Below are 16,988 nucleotides of genomic sequence, written 5' to 3' on the forward strand. Positions count from 1 at the left end.
CATCCCCGTGATGCCGGGAGGAGGAGATCATGTCAACGACCACCGGCGAACTCATCCGCATGATGAACTACATCGACGACATCGCGGCCACGCTGCGCCGCGTCACCGCCAACATGCCCATGATGACCGAGGAGGAGAAGAAGCGCCTCGCCGAGTACATGCGCAAGTCGGACCCCAACTACGAAAGGGTGCTGGAGACGCTGGAAAAGGGCGGCAATGGCTGAGATCAAAACCATTTCGGTGATCGGCGCCGGGATCATGGGGCGAGGCATCGCGCATGCGGCGGCGCTGGGCGGGTACCGGGCCATCCTGGAAGATATCCTTCCGACCAGCCTGCGGCGGGCGGAAAAGGAGATCCGCCTCAACCTGGACAAGGCGGTGGAGCTGGGCAAAGTGAGCGCGCCAGAGGCGGACGCCGCCTTCAACCGCATCGATTTCGCCGGTTCGATCGAGGAGGCTGCCCGCGCTGCCGACCTGGTGATCGAAGCCGTCCCGGAAGAGCTGGAATCCAAGATCGAGATCTTCACCCTGCTGGACAAGATCTGCGCCCCGGGCACGATCCTGGCGAGCAATACCTCGGGGCTGTCCATCACGGAGATCGCCTCGGTGACCTACCGCGCGCCCAAGTGCGTGGGCATGCACTTCTTCAATCCCGTGCACAAGATGAAACTGCTGGAGGTGGTGCGCGCGCTGGAAACCGACGACGAAACGCTGAAGGCGGCGGTCGAGGTGGGGCGACGCATGGGCAAGGAAGTGGTGGTGATCAAGGAATCGCCCGGGTTCATCACCAGCCGCATCAATGCCATGATCGGGAACGAGGCGTTCTACATGTTGCAAGAGGGCCTCGCGAGCGCGGAGGACATCGACAAGGCCTTAAAGCTGGGCTTGAACCATCCTATGGGACCCTTTGAACTGGTGGATCTTGTAGGGCTGGATACGCGTCTGCACATCCTCGAGTACCTGCAGAAAACGCTGGGCGAGAAATTCCGTCCTGCACCACTTTTGGTGCAGTACGTGAAGGCCGGTCGCCTCGGGCGCAAGTCGGGACGTGGGGTGTACGAGTATCCCGACGAAAAGGCGAAGGCGGCGAGCAGCGGGAAGGGGCTGGACGTGGCGGCGCTGACGGCGAGGGAGATGAAGACCAGATAGTAGCTAGTAGTTGGTAGCTGGTAGCTAGTAGCTAGCAGCTAGTAGCTAGGGGGGAGCTCACGCTCCCCTTATTTTTTCTCCTGCATCGGTAACAAAGGGCCGCAGAATCAGTCTCATACATGGCAGGCAGCAGGAACATTTCGGGTCGAAAGCGCGTACTTGAGAACATGCGGATCTTGCTCGACATCTTCAGCCAGACGCTGCGCACGCTGTGGGCGCACAAGCTGCGCTCGTTCCTGACCATGTTCGGGATCGCGTGGGGAGTGGGCTCACTGCTGCTGCTGGTGGGGGTGGGCGAAGGATTCCGCACGGGCAACAAGAAACAACTCGATCAACTCGGCGAAAATATCATGTTTATCTTCCCCGGGCGGGTGCCCGCGATGCCGGGGCAGAGCACGGGGCTGCGGCGCTACTGGCTGACCTACGACGACTACCTCGATATCGCGAAGCAGCCACACGTGAAGTGGGCGACGCCGCTGCTGATCCGCAACGACATCCGCGCGGTGAGCGAGTTCCAGAGCTCGAACGGGCAGGTGACCGGGATCCTGCCGATCTTCAACCAGATCCGCTACCTGCCGATCGGCAAAGGGCGCTGGATCAACGAATTGGACAACGAGCAGCGGCGCAACGTAGTGGTGCTGGGCTACGAGATGAAGCGCAACCTGTTCCCCGACGACGAAGCGCCCATCGGCAAGCACGTCCTATTGAACGGGATCCGGTTCGAGGTGATCGGCGTCATCTCAAACTTCACCAAGAATGAGAACAACTCGACCAGCGTGCGCGCGTACATCCCGTATGAGACGCTGGCGCAGTACTTCGCGGTGAAAGACACCGACGTTCCCAACGCCATCTCGTTCATCAACTACACGCCGACGTCGAAAGCGGACCACGACCTCTCGCGCCAGGAAGCTCGGAAAGTCGTGGCGCGCAAGCACAACTTCAATCCCAACAACGAGGACGCCTTCGAGGACTGGGACACGGTCAAGAACCAGGAGATGGTGGGGAAGATCTTCGACGCCATGAACATGTTCCTGGGGAGCGTGGGGCTGGTGACGCTGGCGCTGGGGGCGATCGGGATCATCAACATCATGCTGGTGTCGGTGGCGGAACGCACCAAGGAGATCGGACTGCGCAAGGCGCTGGGCGCCACCAACCGCAACATCCTGACCCAGTTCCTGCTGGAGGGGATGACGCTGACGGTGGTGTCGGGAGCGGTGGGGATGGGGGCCGCGGCGTTGCTGATGCACCTGCTGCACCGGCTGCCGTCACCGGACGGGTTCGATCCGCCAACGCTGGTGGCGTCGAGCGCGGCGCTGGCGGTGAGCTCGCTGTCGCTGGCGGGAATCGCCGCCGGGGTGTATCCGGCGCGCAAAGCGGCGGCGCTGCCGCCGGTGGAAGCGCTGAGGCAGGAGTAGAAGATGTTCACCGACCTGATCCACGAAGCGTATGGCGCCATGCAGCACAACCGGAAACGCGCCACCCTGACCATGCTGGGGATGGCGTGGGGGATCGCCACGGTCATCCTGCTGCTGGCGTACGGATCAGGCTTCGGGGTGGCGATCCAGCACATTTTCGAATCCTTCGGCGCCAAGGTGATCGCCATCTTCCCCGGGCGGACCTCGATGCAGGTTGGCGGCGCCAAGGCGGGCGCGCAGATCCGCCTCACGGTGAGCGATGTGGAGAGGCTGGCGGAAGCGGTGCCGACCATCAAGCATGTCACGCCGGAATTGTGGAAGGACGCGAATGTGCAGGCCGACAACCGCTCGTACCAGTTGCAGGTGATCGGCGACAATCCCTCGACACAGAACATCCGCGTGCTGAAGCCGGCGGTGGGACGGTTCTTCAACGAGGAAGACAACCTGCAGCGGGCGCGGGTGGCGGTGATCGGCAGCGAGGCCAAGACCAAGCTGTTCTCCGGGCGGTACGCGGTGGGAGAGACCATCCGCGTCGACGGCATCAGCTTCCAGGTGATCGGGGTGCTGGAGCCGAAGATGCAGGAGGGCGACGACAACATCAACCGCATCATCTACATCCCCTTCCTGACCGCGGGCGACCTGAAGAACAGCCAGTACATCGACGCCATCTGGCTGGACTACGAGGGCATGGACTGGGAGAAGACGGAGAAGATGGTGCGGCAAACGCTGGGCGCCGTGCACCAGTTCAATCCCGACGACCATCGCGCCATCTTCCTGTTCAACTCGATGAAGCAGCTGAACCAGTTCCGCGTCATCACCATGGGGCTGAAGGTGTTGCTGGCATTCATCGGCACGCTGACGCTGGGCATCGGCGGGGTGGGGCTGATGAACATCATGCTGGTGTCGGTGCAGCAGCGGACGCGCGAGATCGGGACGCTGAAGGCGCTGGGGGCGAAGAAACGCGCCATCCTGTTCCAGTTCCTGGCTGAGGCGCTGACCATCAGCTTCGCCGGGGGCGTCCTGGGGACGGTGCTGGCCTACATCGTGTCGTTCTCGGTGGGGCGGCTGACGCTGTACAGCGCGCTGGCCAAGAACGCGGAGGCGGGCGACATCCGGCTGATCATCGATCCCAGCAACCTGCTGGTGGCGACGTCGATCCTGATCGTGGTCGGCATCGTGAGCGGGATGCTGCCGGCCATCAAGGCGGCGCGGCTAAGCCCGATCGAGGCGCTGCGGTACGAATAGCTCCTAGCCGCTAGCTTCTAGCTCCTAGCTTGGAGCACTCCCTGTGATTAAATGAATCGGTGGCGAACGCGAGACTGCAGAAGGTCCTCGACCAGCTCAAGCTCTACGAACACCCGGTGCTGAACTTCGACGCGCGCGAGGCCGGAGAAGCGGTCGAGGTGTTCATCACCTTCAAGAACCCCGAAGTAAAGGTGCACACGTACGTTTTCCCATTGCACCCGCGCGATATCGATGGCCCAAACTTCGAGTGGCAATTCCAGCGCCAACTCTACGATTGCCTGCACGATTATTTCGTCGAGATGTTCATCCGCACGCCGCAGGACCTGAAGGAGCGGCAGGCGAGGGAGCGAGGGTGACTCTGCGCGAGGTCATCGCCGAGGAGATCCGGCGAAATGGCCTGATGCCATTCTCCCGCTACATGGAGCTGTGCCTTTACCACCCCGAGCACGGCTTCTACAGCCGCAACGCGACACAGTTCGGCACGGCGGGGGATTTCTACACCTCGAGCGACGTGCACGCGGTGTTCGGGCGGCTGCTGGCGCGGCAGTTCGAGCAGATGTGGCGGGCGCTGGACGCTCCCGCTCCCCTGCGCGTCATAGAACTGGGACCCGGGCGCGGATTGTTCGCGCGCGACGTACTGGACTGGTCGAGAAAGAAGTTCCCCGAATTCTTTGCGGCATTGCACTACGCGCTGGTGGAGTTGTCGCCGGCGCTGCGCGAGGGGTTGGGAGAACGGCTGAAGGAACACGTGGCGGCGGGGAAGGCATCGGTGCACGATTCCCTGGATTCGGCGAGAGACGCCGCGAGTGGCGTTTCTACCATTGTGTTCGCAAATGAATTCTTCGATGCGCTGCCGGTGGAAGTCATCGACCATCGCGGCGAGGTGCGTGTGGATGTGAGCGGCGACCGGCTCTTCGAGACGTTCGCACCGGCGAGCCCAGAGTTGCTGGAGTTCCTGGACCGTTACTCGGTGCATCCCGAGGCGCACGAGCGGGTGGAGGCGGCGCCGTTGGCGCTGGAATGGATGCGGCGCATCGCCGATGCCGTGCCGCGCGGATTCGCGGTCCTGGTCGACTACGGCTACACGCGCGGAGAGCAGCTTGCGGGACGGCATCGCGGGACGATCATGACCTACCGCCAGCACACCGCCAGCGACGATCCCTACGCCGCACCCGGGGAGCAGGACATCACCGCGCACGTGAATTTCACCGCCTTGCAGGCGGTGGGTGAAGCCTCGGGGCTGGAACATCTCGGACTCTTGACGCAATCGCAATTCCTAATGGGGATCGGCGAGGCCAACCAGTTTGCGGATGCGTTCGAGGATTGCCGCCTGCCGCAGGAGCAAGCCAAGGTCGCGTTGCAGTTGAAGCACCTGGTCACCCCGGCGGGCATGGGCGAGACCTTCCACGTGCTGGTGATGTCGCGCGGGGTGGAAGAAGAGAAGACCGCCCGGCTGGGCGGCCTGAGCTTCGCGCGATAGTACGTGTCAAGGGACTGGGCTAGTTCAGTCTCCCCCAGCGGCTAAAGCCGCATTCAGTTGGCATTGTTGCGGCACGGCTAAAGCCGTGCCCTGACACGAACGACAGTATCGATTGTCGAGGGCGAGACGCCCTCGGGAGAGCCGGCGAGACGCCGGCGCTACGTCATCATCCCTTATCTTTCTCGCGGCTGTAGGGGGCCTGGAGGTACTTGCGGGCCTCTTCCTGCGCGCCCTGGGTGTTGTCGTTGGTGGCGAGTGCCTGGCGGTACTCGTTGGTGGCGCGCTCGCGCTGCCCGGTAGAGTCGAAGATCTTGCCCAGCTGGATGTGGCTCCAGACCTCGACCCAGCGCGGCTCGCCGTTGCCGTTGAGCGCCTCGCGATAGGAGTTGGCGGCGGCCTGGTAGTTGCGCTGGAGGAAAAAGACCTCGGCGATGCGATAGTGCGCCAGCGAGCTGTTGCGGTTCGACTCCAGGGCCTTCTGGAATTCGCGCAACGCGCCGGCCAGGTCTCCCTGCTGCACCAACGACTGGCCGCGCAGGATGTTGGCGCGCACCCGGAGCTCTGACGAATTCTTCAGCACGTCGTTGCCGGGGTCGATGGAGATGCGGCGCGGCTTGCCGAAGGTCTCAACCACGTAGGGAGAATCGGTGCCCACCACCTCGATCCGCTTGGCCTCGGGCTTGCCGTCGGTGTCGATGCGCAATTCGACCGGCATGCGGAACAGGTCGAGGTCCTGGGTGATCTCGCCGACGACGCGGAAGCCCTTGGGCGTGCGATAGACGGTGTACTTATTCTTGAACTCGGGCGCGCCGGTGGAGTCGAGCCACTGGCTGAAGAACGACGTCAGGTTTTCGCCGTAGACGAACTCGGCCATTTTGCGGAAGTCGTCGGCAGTAGCCGTTTTGCCGGCATACTGCTGGGCGAAGCCTTTCATGGCCTTGTCGAAGGCTTCGTCGCCGATGACCCAGCGCAGCATGTGCAGGATCATGGCGCCCTTGTCGGTGGTCTCGGACTGGAACTCGGGGGAGAACGGGTCGAGCTTGCCGATGCTGGAGAGGGGGACGGTATCGTAGGCGAGCGCGCCCACCGACATGTCCTTGGTGACCTCTTCGTAGCCACCCTGGCCGGCCGCCTGCTCGACATAACGGGCCTCGGAGTAGCGGGCGAAACCGTCACAGAGCCAGAAGTCGTTGCGTGTCGCCGGCGCCACCGAGACGCCCCACCACTGGTGGGCGAGAGTGTTGGCCAAAAGGCGGTAGTTGGTCTTTTCCTGGATAGCGCGCGCGGCCAAGGCCACGATCTCCGGCGCCCAGGCGGACGGGACGGTGTCGTCCGGCAGCTCGACCAGGTTGATCGTCCGGGATGGGGCGGGGCCATAAATCGAGCTGAAGAACTCGTATTCCTGCGCGGAGGTATCCGCGTAAGCGGTTTCCTGGCCCTTGTGGTTGGGTTTGAAGAAGGTCCGGATGGTCAAGCCGCCCCGGGTCTGCATGCCCGGCGAGAAGCGCCCGGCGATGATGGTTCCGGGGAAGCTCGGCCGGTCCCAGACAAAGGAGTACATGGTCTTGCCGGCTTCGCTGCGGGCGGCGGTCGCGGGCTTGGGCGGCGCGGGCCGACCGCGGCGATCGGAGGCAGAATCCGGCCCCGAACCGACCACCTCGGACTTCGCCGGACCGACGGTCATGCGCCCGCTGCCGATCACGGTGTATCCGCTGGGAACGATGACGCTGATATTCGCGGTAAAGCGGTTGATGCCGTATCCCGACATGGGGAACCAGCGCCCGGCGTACAGCAGGTAGCTGATGTCGTCATTGACGCTGGCAAGCTTCAGGCCCTCGACGGGACTCTCGTCGGCCGACTGGAGTCTACCGTCGTAGTCGAACGTGAGCTCGGTGGATTGTCCCTTGTTCAAGCCGTTGGGCAGGGCGACGCGGACGGTCGAGTCCTGTGTGACGCGCTCCGCGGAGAGCGTGTGGCCTTCGGCGTCGAGCACCCGGGTCGGACGCAGGGCGTTGTGCAGCTCGAAGACGGCGATGCTGATGTCCTCGAGCGCGGTGAACTTCACCCTGGCGCGCGCCACCAGGCGGTGCGTATTGGGCACCAGCTCCGCGTTGATGACGTAGTCGTTGACCTCGATGCGCGGCTTCTCGGCGGCGAACGACGCGACGCTGGACAGCGCCAGCAACAGGGCCAACAGGAATCGCGAATCGCTTCCCAGGGGCCGTCGTGCAAATGACATAGGTGAAAATCTCCAGGTCCTCGGCTGACTCCTAAGATGAAAGTTGGCGCAAAAAAGATGCGCTGAACCACTCGCGAGGCACGAATCACACCCGACGGCTACCCCCCTCCAACGGTCAAAATCGCGGGTCACGCCGGTGTCATCGCCCAAGCGCACGAAGAACGGCATCGGCGGCGCGTTCGCTGGCGGGCTGCGTCCGCTCCGGCTTGAGACAAGAACGGACTTCGGCCAACCCCGCTAGCATTTTCTCACGCGAAGGGCCGTCGGGCAGAATCTCCTCCAGCCGCGCCACCACGTTTCCCGATGTGAAATCGGACTGGATCAGCTCGGGGACGACCTCGCGCCCGGCGATGAGATTGGCCATGGCCACGTGAGGCACGCGCAGCAGTGGCCGTCCCAGGCGCCAGGTCAGGGGCGTCACGCGGTACACCACGACGAAGGGTACGGCGCTCAGCGCCGCCTCGACCGTGGCCGTCCCACTGGCCACCACGGCAGCGCGGGAGAAGGTGAGCGCGCCGCGGGCATGGGAGACGAGCGTGATCTTCTGATGAGTGCCCGCGAGCAGGCGCGTCACCCAGGCAGGCTCGAGCGTGGAGGCGACCGGGAGGATGAATTCGAACTCGGGCTCGATATGCTCTGCCGCTTCCACCATGGTGGGCAGGTTCATGCGGACCTCCTTGCGGCGGCTACCGGGGAGCAGGGCGATCCAGTGCTTGTCGGGATCGAGCTTGTGCTCGGCGGCGAACTGGGCGCGGGTCAGGGCGAGCGGAGTCACGTCGGCGAGCGGGTGGCCGACGTATTCGGCGTCCACGCCACGGTCGCGGTACCACTTCTCTTCGAAGGGAAAGATGACCAGGGCTTTTTTCACCCACTTGCGCATGCGTTCCACGCGGCCCTCGCGCCAGGCCCAGAGCTGCGGGCAAACGTAATAGATGACCGGGACGCCGCGGGCGTGCATTTCGCGAGCTGCCCGGAAATTGAAGGCGGGGGAATCGATGAGGATGGCGCCGCCGGGCTTGCGGCGCTCAGCCTCGCGCACCAGCCGGCGGAAGAGCGAGTAGATCTTCGGGACCCTGGGAAGGATCTCGGTGATGCCGACGACGGAGAGTTGGCGGGCGTCCACGACGGTGTCGCAGCCAGCGCGGCGCATGGCCTCGCCACCGACGCCGAAGAACTCGAGCTGGGGGAGGCGGCGGCGGAGCGCGTCGATGAGGGCTGCGCCGTACATCTCGCCCGAGGCCTCACCGGCGGAGATCAGCAGGTTCACCTGGCGGTTACGGCCTCCGGGCCGCCCACGTCGATGCCGAGATAAGGGTTGTAGAGATACTTCTCCCCGCCTTCCTGTCCGAAATGGCGGACCAGGATGCTGGCGGGATCGAAGAACCAGGAGCCGGGCGGGAGTCCTTTGTCGTCCAGGTCGAACCACACCCAGGGCGCAACGGCGGAGTTGGGGCGGGCGACGTCGCCGCGCAAGGCGCCGCCGATGGTTCCGATAGCGCAGGCGGGCTTGACCGCGCCCGGCACGTCACAAAAACGCTCGCCGAAATCCACCACCGTGCCGTAGGTCAGGTTGGGTTCGTGGGTCTCGAGCGCGTGCTGGTAGAAGGTCTTGCGGATGGGCACGAGCTCGTAGGTGGCCTGGCCGTCCTTAATCTGAGAGAGCTCGGTCGTTGTCCCATAGCGCAGGACGACGATGGGGCCGTTGCTCTCGGATCGCTCGCCACCGTAGGGATGGATGCCGTGCTTCTGCGATTCGATGTAGAAGATGGGGCGCCCGTTCTCGAGCGGCAGCGCCTGCCGCTTGGTGGTGGCCGGAACTTCGAGGCCGGAATCGGCGACGACGGCGCGCAAAAGGTGATTGTGTGCGACCGTTTCGGCGGCGACGACCTCGGGGCCGGAAGCGCCCCATTTGTCCACAATGACCATCACGCCTTCGAGATCGTTTTCGTGGTTGAACTCCACTTCGTCGCGCACACCCTTGGTGAGGATCTGGCCGAGCTTCTCCTGGAGCACGTCGAGCGCGCTGTCGTACGAGCCTTGGACTACGGACCAGTCGCGGGGGTGATAGCAGGCGTAGTGCAGGTAGTAATGGTCCTCGGTCTCAGTCACCGAGTAATAGACGAAAGACCAGATCTTGTACTTGGGGTCGGCGGCGTGTTCCCAGTTGTTGTTGCCGATCCAGTCGCCGTCGAAGTCGAAGACGGTGCAGAGCTCGAAGCGGTGCTCGGCTTCGCTGCCTGCCATGCGCTGGTGCCAGACGGGCGCGAAACGGACAGCGAGGTCGCGCATCTCGCGCTCGCGCGGCGAGAGCGGCGCCGGCGCGTTGGTGGCCGGAGGGGGCTGTGCCGGAGGAGCCGGCGCCACCGTTGTCTGCCCCGCGGGTTGCGGCGCTGCGGGCGTGACCTGCTGAGGTGCTGCCTCTTCTTCGTTGTATTCGCGGACCTGCGGCTGCGCGGGGGCGGTGGGCTGTGCGGGTTGCTGGGCCGGAGACGGCGCCGGCTTGTCGACGTCTTCCTCGTTGAATTCGCGGGGCGGGGCTTGCTTGGGGATCTGCGTGCCCTGCGCGAGCAGGAACTGAGCACAGATCAACAAAGCGAGCAGGACAATTCGGCGCATGATCGGTCGCCCAGCTCGGGCCCCCAGCGGCTAAAGCCGTTCCTGAAAGGGCATTTGATGGCGCGGCTGAAGCCGCGCCCCTTCAATCCAGAAAGAGCCGAAGCTAATCGTCGGCGCTGACCTGCACTTCCTGGTCTTTGTACTGGAGCTGGTAGAGCTTCCAGTATATACCGCGCTGCGCGAGCAACTGCTGGTGCGATCCCATCTCGCGCAGTTTGCCCTTGTGCATGACCAGGATCTTGTCGGCGCGCTGGATAGTGGAAAGGCGGTGGGCGATGATCACCGAGGTGCGCCCCTCGACCATGTGGCTGAGGGCGTCGCGGACGCGGAACTCGGTCTCGGTGTCCACGCTGGAGGTGGCCTCGTCGAGCACGAGGATGCGGGGGTCGTGAGCCAGCGCCCGGGCGAAGGAGATGAGCTGCTTTTGCCCGGTGGAGAGAGTGCTGCCGCGCTCACGCACGGGCTCGTGGAATCCCTGGGGCAGGGTGCGGATGAAGTCGGCGACGTTGACGTCCTCGGCGGCTTGCTCCACCTGCTCCTGTTGGATCCAGTCGGTGCCCAGGCGGATATTGTCGCGCACCGTGCCGCTGAACAGGAACGGGTCCTGCAAGACGACGCCGAAGCGGCGGCGCAGCTCGGAAACGTCCATCTCGCGGAGGTCCACTCCGTCGATGCGGATGGCGCCCTGCTGCACGTCGTAGAAGCGCAGCAGCAGGGAGATCATGGTGGTCTTGCCGGCGCCGGTGTGGCCGACGATGGCCACGGTCTCACCCGGCTCGATCACGAACGAGACGTCGCGCAGCACCCAGCCCCACTCGCCGGGCGTGCCCTGAATGGGTTTGCCGTTTTCCGTCTTGAGCGGCTCGCCATCGGTGGGGAAGGAGATTCGCCGGTAGGCGAACCAGATGTGGTCGAACTCGATGCGACCGGGGCCCGTCGCCAGCTTGGGAGCAGCCGGCGAAGTGATCTCGATGGGCGTGTCGAGCAGCTTGAAGACGCGCTCGCTGGAGGCCATGGCCGACTGCAGAATGTTGTACTTTTCGCTCAGGTCCTGGATGGGCCGGAAGAAGCGCTGGGCGTACTGCATGAATGCGACCAGGACGCCGATGGTCAGGGCATCGCGGCCGGCGCGGCCGAGCCACAGGTCGCGAAGGATGACGCTGCCGCCGAACCAGAAGACGCAGGCGATGGCCGTCGCCGACAGAATTTCGACGACCGGGTAGTAGACCGCGTGGGCCATGATCGCGTCTTTGAATGCGTCCATGTGCTTGCGGTTCACCTTCTCGAACTCGTCGAATGACTTGCGCTCGCGGTTGAAGAGCTGGAGCACGACGATGCCGCTGACGTGCTCCTGGAGATAGGCGTTGATGCGCGCGATAGCCACGCGGATGCGGCGATAGGAGTCGCGCACCTTGGCGCGGAACACCATCGTCGCGATGAAGATGAAGGGCAACACGGCAAAGGTGATCAGCGCCAGCCACCACTTCATCTTCAGCATGATGGCCACGATCCCAACGAGCACGAAGACGTCCTCGAAGATGGCGACCACGCCGGCGGTGAACATATCGTTGAGGGCGTCCACGTCGGTGGTCACGCGCGTCACCAGCCGTCCGACGGGGTTGCGGTCGTAGAAGGCGACCTGCATGCGCTGCAGGTGGCGGAAGATCTGGCTGCGCAGGTCGAACATCACCTTCTGCCCCGTCCACTGCATGAGGTAGGTCTGCACGAACTCGAAGATGAACGTGAGCATCAGGAGCAGCACGTAGATGACGGCGATCTGTGCCAGGCCGGTGAGTGGTTCGGAGCTGAGCCAGGGGTCGAGTACCGACCTGGCACCGCCGGCGGCCGAGCGGGCGAGATACTTGTCGATGGCGGTCTTGGTCAGGTAAGGGGCGACCACGTCGGCGCCAGACTTGATCACGATGGCCGCCAGCGCCGTGAACACCTGCCATCTATAGGGGCGCAGATAGGCTAGCAGCCGCTTCATGAGGCGGCTGTCGTAGGCCTTTCCCAGGACCTCTTCTTCGTGGATATCGGCGGCCATCCGTGCCTTTAAGACTACTGTATAGACGCGCGGAAGGGGTAATGGGATGAAAAACATACAAAGGCTAGGCAGGCCGGAAAACACTGCGTTCCGTGGTGGTGCGGGAGTACCATTACGCCGTCATCCCCCGGGGTAGAAGTTCTTTATGGCTACTGCCCAAAGCGAGCCCGCGGAGCCGGCGGGCGAGTTCGTCGGCCGCCGTGTCGGACGCTTCCTGATCCAAAAGATGCTTGGGAGCGGCGGCATGGGCGAGGTGTTCCTCGCCGAAGACACAGTCCTACACCGCGAAGTCGCGGTCAAGCGACTCTCGCCGAAGCTGCGCGCCGACGGCGACGCGCGCCGCCAGATCCTGAAGGAAGCGCAGCGCGCCTCCGCGCTCAGTTCCCCGCACATCGCCAGCGTGTACGACGTGGTCGAGGACGAAAACGAACTCCTCTTGGTGATGGAGTACGTCGAGGGCGAACCGCTGCGGCACAAGATCCGCGCTGCGGGCGCGATGCCACTCCGGGCCTTTCTGCCCATCGCCATCGAATGCGCGGAGGCCCTGTCGGCAGCGCACAGCCGGGGCATCGCTCACCGCGACATTAAGCCCGAAAATATCATGCTGACGACCGCGGGGCTGGTGAAGGTGCTGGACTTCGGCCTGGCGCGGCAGTTGCGGCTGGTGGACGAGAGCTCTGCGACCGCCAGCCTGGTCTCGAGCACTTCGAACTACGCGGGAACGCCAGGCTACATGGCGCCGGAGGTCCTGCGGGAGGAGCCGGCCGACACGCGCGCCGACATCTTCTCGTTGGGCGTCGTGTTCTACGAGATGCTGACCGGCGAACACCCCTTCCGGTCCAGCAAGGCGGTCCTGACCCTGGATCGCGTCCTGCACGAAGAGCCCAAGCCGCTGGGCCAGGCCGTTCCCGGCTGTCCGGTGGAACTGGAGCGGATCGTCTCCAAAATGTTGGCCAAGAACCCGGCGGAACGCTACGCCACCGCGGCGGACCTGGTCGTGGACCTGCGTGCGCTGCAGAAGGGAGCGCAGGCCCCAGGCCAGACGCGAAGGCTTCCCCTGAGAACCCGCATCCTGACGGCGGTCGCCGCCGCACTCGCGGTTGCTGCCGCGGTGTTGCTGCTTCCTGTCGGTACCGGGAAGAGCCCGACGTTCACGGAGCGCGACTGGGTGCTGATCTCGGATTTCGAAAACTCCGCCGGTGATCCGATCTTCGACCAGACGCTGGGTGAGGCGCTCAATATCTCCCTGCAGCAGTCGAGCTACGTGAACGTATTGCCGCGCGAACGCGTATATGCCGCCCTCGAACGCATGAAACAGAGCGACGCCACCCGAGTGGACGAAGCGCTGGGGAGGGAGATCAGCCAGCGGGAGAACGTCCAGGTGCTCCTCGCCGGCAGCATCCAGCGCAGTGGCGAGGCCTTCCAGATCCGTGTGCGCGCCCTGGAGGCGCGGAGCGGCAGGCTGCTGTTCGCCGAAGAACAGCGGTTCACGCGAAAGGAAGAACTCTTCGAGCGGGTGGACGCGGTGGCGAAGGCGGTGCGCCGGCAGCTGGGCGAATCTCTTCCTCAGATCCAGAAAAGCAGCCGGCCCTTGGAGAAGGTCACGACTCAGTCCCTGGAAGCGTTGCAGCTTTACACGCGCGGAGTCGACGACCTGGCACGGGCAAGAATCGAATCGGCAGCAGCCCGTCTGCAGGCAGCGCTAGCGCTCGACCCCGACTTCGCCATGGCGCACTACAAGCTCTCTCTTGTCTACCAGACGCTCGGAAACCGGAATAAGGAGATTGAGGAGGTGGAGAAGGCCTACGCCCTCCGGGAGCGCGTGACGGAAAGAGAGCGGTACTTCATCGGAGCCGAATATTTCGGTGTCCACCGGCGTGAGGCGCAAGCCGCCGCGGTTCTGGAGATCCTGGTGGACCTCTACCCCGACGACGCCGACGCCCAATATGAGCTAGCTGCGACTCACAGTTCCCTGGGAAAACATGACCTGGCGGTCGCAGACCTGCGCAGGGTGTTGCGTCTGAACCCCTTCTTTGCCGAAGGGTACGCCAGCCTCGTCCTGCGTCTGGCGTACACCAATGCCAATGAAGAGGCATTGCAGATCTATTCGCAGGCGATGAGTCACGGGGTCGCATCGCCGCGATTAGAGTGGGGCCGGGCCATGGCGCTGCTTAATGCTGATCGTCTGGTGGAGGCGCGCCAGGTGCTCGGCGCGATCGAGAACGAATCCGGTTATGGCAATATCGCGCGGGTGTATCTGGCGCGAGCGGACATGTATGAGGGCAAATTCAATGAGGCGGCCCGAAGGCTCGACTCCGACCTCCGGCTCGATGTCAGGACCGGCAACCGTTCGCCGGAGGTGTTACGGCGTTATCTGCTCGCCCGCGTCTATCTTGTGCTCGACAGGCAGGCGCAGGCGATCGAACAACTGAAAAGGATCGAGGCTGCTGGCGAGCCCGCCGAGTTTCAGTCCAAGGAACTGCGCTGGGTCGGGACAGCCTACGCCGAGATGGGCGATCTTCGCGGGGCTCGACGCGCAGCCCGACGGCTGGAGAATCTGAGCAAGGAAGGGACGGACCCGTACGACAACAATTCGTTGTTGAGTCTTACGGCAGAGATCGAATTGGCCGAGAGCCGCGCCGCTGAAGCCTCCGATAAATTCCAAAAGGCATTGGCCGCCATGCCGTCCTCGTGGGCGCACGCCGGGTTGGCCCGGGCCTATGCCCGCCAGCAAAACTGGCAAGCAGCTCGCGACGAATGGCAAAAGGTCATCGATGAGAAGGGAGAGATCATGCGCGACGGCTGCTCCGCCGACTGGGTCCTCTCGCATCTGGAGATGGCCCGCGTCTATCGCCAGCTCGGTGACCTCCGCCAGGCGCGCTCGCAGTACCAGGCCTTCTTGCGGTCATGGGCGAATGGGGACGATGTCGCGGTGCGCCGGCAAGCCATGCAAGAACTTCAAGAACTCGATCATCAGTGAGGGCCACCGTATTCCGGGCCTGGGGCCAATCCTTGGAACGACCTTTTGCATACGAAGGAGAGCTACTGTGAATCAAGAATCGGAACCGGAAGTGAAACCACGACGAAATCTCTTGACGGCCTTGTCTGTGTGGGCCGTGGGTCTGTGGGGATCTTCGAGGCTGCTAGCCGCCACCGCAGGCGGTGACAATTCCCAAACTGCCGACCCCGAACCCAAGCGAAAGCACGAACTGACGCTGCTGTTCGGCAGACTTTGTCTTGACCCGGGCTTCCGCTACGACTTCTTCGACTCGAAGACGGGCGACGAGGCGAGAGGGAAGGCTGAGAGCAGGGGGTTACACATCACGAGAGCCGATGCTAAGGACGTTGTGGCAAGGATCTTGATCGCCCACAACAGCCCGAACCCGGTGCGGGATGCCTGCACACAGGTCCAGACCGCGATTGAATCCGCAATCAAAGCCTCCATAGACAGCAAATCGGGTTGCCCGTCATGGCCGTGCTAGAAAACCTGCTGCGCCAGCACACGACCTGGTGGTCAAGCGAACTTGCGCAGGACTAGGGCGGAGTTCTTCGATCCGAAGGCGATGCAGTTGCAAACGGCGTGCTCGACCTGGGCCTTGCGACCGGGGTCGGGCACGTAGTCGAGATCGCACTCCGGGTCGGGCACCTCGATGTTGATGGTGGGCGGGAGCTGGCCGTGGCGCATGGCCACGAGCGTGGCAGCGATGCCGGCGGCGCCGCAGGCGCCCTGCGGATGCCCGATCTGTGACTTTAGAGCGGACATCGGTGTGCTGGCGGCGCGGCCGTTCAGCGCCAGCTTCAGGGCGCGGGTCTCGATGCGGTCGTTGAGCTGGGTGGAGGTGCCGTGCAGGTTGACGTACTGCACGTCCGGGGGCGCGATGCCCGCTTCCTCCATGGCCAGGCCGATGGCGCGCGCGGGCTCCTCGCCGCACTCCTGCAGGCGCACACGGTGGAAGGCCTCGCAGGTGGAGCCGTAGCCCGCGATCTCGGCGTAGATCTTCGCGCCGCGGCCGCGCGCATGCTCATGCTCCTCGAGGACGAACATCCAGGAGCCTTCGGCAATCACGAAGCCGTCGCGGTCGGCGGAGAAGGGGCGCGAGCCGCGCTGCGGCAAGTGGTTCCACGACGAGGTCAGGATCTTCATCAGGCAAAATCCTTTGACGATGCCGAGCGCCAGCGGGGCGTCGGCCCCGCCGGCCAGCACCATGGGCAGCACGCCCGCCTGGATGTTGCGCAGGGCGTAGCCGATGGCGTCGGTGGAGGAGGTGCAGCCCGTGGTCACCACATGGCTCATGCCGCGCAGCCCGAAACGCATCGAGATCTCGCTGGCCAGCGTTCCCATCGTGCCGCTCGGAATGCTGAACAGGCTCACCTGCCTGATCTTGCCCGTCAGCCACAGGCGGTACTGTTCCTCGGTGAAATCTTGTGCGCCCCCGCCGGTGCCCAGGATCACGCCGATGCGGCGCTTCTCTTCGAGCGACATGGCATCCGGATCGAGCCCGGCGTCGCGCAGGGCCTCGGCGGAAGCGGCGAGGGCCAGGGGCACGACGCGCGAGACGTGCTTGCGCTCGTGCGCGTCGACCCAGTCCAGCTCGTTGAACCCGGCGATCTCGCCGGCGATCTGTACGGGCAGCTCGCCGGCGTCGAAGCGCGTGATGCGGCGCACGCCGCTGCGGCCTTCGAGCACCGCGCGGCAAAACTCTTCCTTGCCGATGCCGTTGGGGCTGACCACGCCCATGCCGGTGATGACCACTCGCCTTGTCATGACAGTCTGCTGATTGTATTAGAGGCGAGCTGGCG

12 protein-coding genes are annotated in these 16,988 nt (G+C 64.2%); 7 read left to right on the forward strand and 5 right to left on the reverse strand.

Annotated elements, in window-relative coordinates:
- The first annotated feature begins 29 nt into the window (after positions 1-29).
- The 6 genes from LAN37_04450 (at position 30) to LAN37_04475 (ending at position 5,289) form a co-directional block, all read left to right on the forward strand.
- Complete coding sequence (locus LAN37_04450; GenBank protein MBZ5646456.1) at positions 30-224, forward strand: hypothetical protein; 195 nt, start codon at positions 30-32, stop codon at positions 222-224.
- Positions 217-1,149: a 3-hydroxyacyl-CoA dehydrogenase gene (locus tag LAN37_04455; GenBank protein MBZ5646457.1), complete on the forward strand. Its 933-nt coding sequence runs from the start codon at positions 217-219 to the stop codon at positions 1,147-1,149. The genes LAN37_04450 and LAN37_04455 overlap by 8 nt, the downstream gene beginning before the upstream one ends.
- 167 nt (positions 1,150-1,316) lie before the next feature.
- Complete coding sequence (locus LAN37_04460; protein MBZ5646458.1) at positions 1,317-2,564, forward strand: ABC transporter permease; 1,248 nt, start codon at positions 1,317-1,319, stop codon at positions 2,562-2,564.
- A gap of 3 nt (positions 2,565-2,567) precedes the next feature.
- A complete protein-coding gene (locus tag LAN37_04465) occupies positions 2,568-3,809 on the forward strand; it encodes an ABC transporter permease (protein MBZ5646459.1) in 1,242 nt (413 codons plus the stop codon).
- 59 nt (positions 3,810-3,868) lie between these two features.
- Positions 3,869-4,165 (forward strand): hypothetical protein, encoded by a 297-nt coding sequence (locus LAN37_04470; protein MBZ5646460.1) that lies wholly within the window; start codon positions 3,869-3,871, stop codon positions 4,163-4,165.
- Positions 4,162-5,289, forward strand: a complete 1,128-nt coding sequence (locus LAN37_04475) for an SAM-dependent methyltransferase (protein ID MBZ5646461.1) — start codon at positions 4,162-4,164, stop codon at positions 5,287-5,289. The genes LAN37_04470 and LAN37_04475 overlap by 4 nt, the downstream gene beginning before the upstream one ends.
- Positions 5,290-5,455: 166 nt before the next feature.
- Here the strand turns inward: LAN37_04475 and LAN37_04480 are convergent, their stop codons facing one another.
- From LAN37_04480 to LAN37_04495, 4 genes are all read right to left on the reverse strand, one after another.
- On the reverse strand, positions 5,456-7,528 hold the full coding sequence (locus LAN37_04480) for a tetratricopeptide repeat protein (GenBank protein ID MBZ5646462.1): 2,073 nt from the start codon (positions 7,526-7,528) through the stop codon (positions 5,456-5,458).
- Positions 7,529-7,667: 139 nt separating this feature from the next.
- Complete coding sequence (gene lpxB / locus LAN37_04485) at positions 7,668-8,756, reverse strand: lipid-A-disaccharide synthase (GenBank protein MBZ5646463.1); 1,089 nt, start codon at positions 8,754-8,756, stop codon at positions 7,668-7,670.
- A 35-nt stretch (positions 8,757-8,791) separates the two neighbouring features.
- Complete coding sequence (locus tag LAN37_04490; GenBank protein ID MBZ5646464.1) at positions 8,792-10,144, reverse strand: hypothetical protein; 1,353 nt, start codon at positions 10,142-10,144, stop codon at positions 8,792-8,794.
- 103 nt (positions 10,145-10,247) lie between these two features.
- Positions 10,248-12,188, reverse strand: coding sequence for an ABC transporter ATP-binding protein/permease (locus LAN37_04495; GenBank protein ID MBZ5646465.1), 1,941 nt, complete (start codon positions 12,186-12,188; stop codon positions 10,248-10,250).
- A gap of 145 nt (positions 12,189-12,333) precedes the next feature.
- On the opposite strand from LAN37_04495, the gene LAN37_04500 reads away from it, so the two are divergent.
- Positions 12,334-15,168, forward strand: coding sequence for a protein kinase (locus LAN37_04500; protein ID MBZ5646466.1), 2,835 nt, complete (start codon positions 12,334-12,336; stop codon positions 15,166-15,168).
- Positions 15,169-15,702: 534 nt separating this feature from the next.
- On the opposite strand, the gene LAN37_04505 is transcribed toward LAN37_04500, so the two are convergent.
- On the reverse strand, positions 15,703-16,953 hold the full coding sequence (locus LAN37_04505; GenBank protein MBZ5646467.1) for a beta-ketoacyl-[acyl-carrier-protein] synthase family protein: 1,251 nt from the start codon (positions 16,951-16,953) through the stop codon (positions 15,703-15,705).
- Positions 16,954-16,988 lie beyond the last annotated feature (35 nt).

This window comes from Terriglobia bacterium, assembly GCA_020073495.1.
Lineage (GTDB): Bacteria > Acidobacteriota > Terriglobia > Terriglobales > Acidobacteriaceae > JAIQFD01.

What these genes read in the sequence shown, in the direction of transcription:
- LAN37_04450 (MBZ5646456.1), top strand. Translation starts at nt 30, where the DNA reads ATGTCAACGACCACCGGCGAACTCATCCGCATGATGAACTACATCGAC.
- LAN37_04455 (MBZ5646457.1), top strand. Translation starts at nt 217, where the DNA reads ATGGCTGAGATCAAAACCATTTCGGTGATCGGCGCCGGGATCATGGGG.
- LAN37_04460 (MBZ5646458.1), top strand. Translation starts at nt 1,317, where the DNA reads ATGCGGATCTTGCTCGACATCTTCAGCCAGACGCTGCGCACGCTGTGG.
- LAN37_04465 (MBZ5646459.1), top strand. Translation starts at nt 2,568, where the DNA reads ATGTTCACCGACCTGATCCACGAAGCGTATGGCGCCATGCAGCACAAC.
- LAN37_04480 (MBZ5646462.1), bottom strand. Translation starts at nt 7,528, where the DNA reads ATGTCATTTGCACGACGGCCCCTGGGAAGCGATTCGCGATTCCTGTTG.
- lpxB (MBZ5646463.1), bottom strand. Translation starts at nt 8,756, where the DNA reads ATGTACGGCGCAGCCCTCATCGACGCGCTCCGCCGCCGCCTCCCCCAG.
- LAN37_04490 (MBZ5646464.1), bottom strand. Translation starts at nt 10,144, where the DNA reads ATGCGCCGAATTGTCCTGCTCGCTTTGTTGATCTGTGCTCAGTTCCTG.
- LAN37_04495 (MBZ5646465.1), bottom strand. Translation starts at nt 12,188, where the DNA reads ATGGCCGCCGATATCCACGAAGAAGAGGTCCTGGGAAAGGCCTACGAC.
- LAN37_04500 (MBZ5646466.1), top strand. Translation starts at nt 12,334, where the DNA reads ATGGCTACTGCCCAAAGCGAGCCCGCGGAGCCGGCGGGCGAGTTCGTC.
- LAN37_04505 (MBZ5646467.1), bottom strand. Translation starts at nt 16,953, where the DNA reads ATGACAAGGCGAGTGGTCATCACCGGCATGGGCGTGGTCAGCCCCAAC.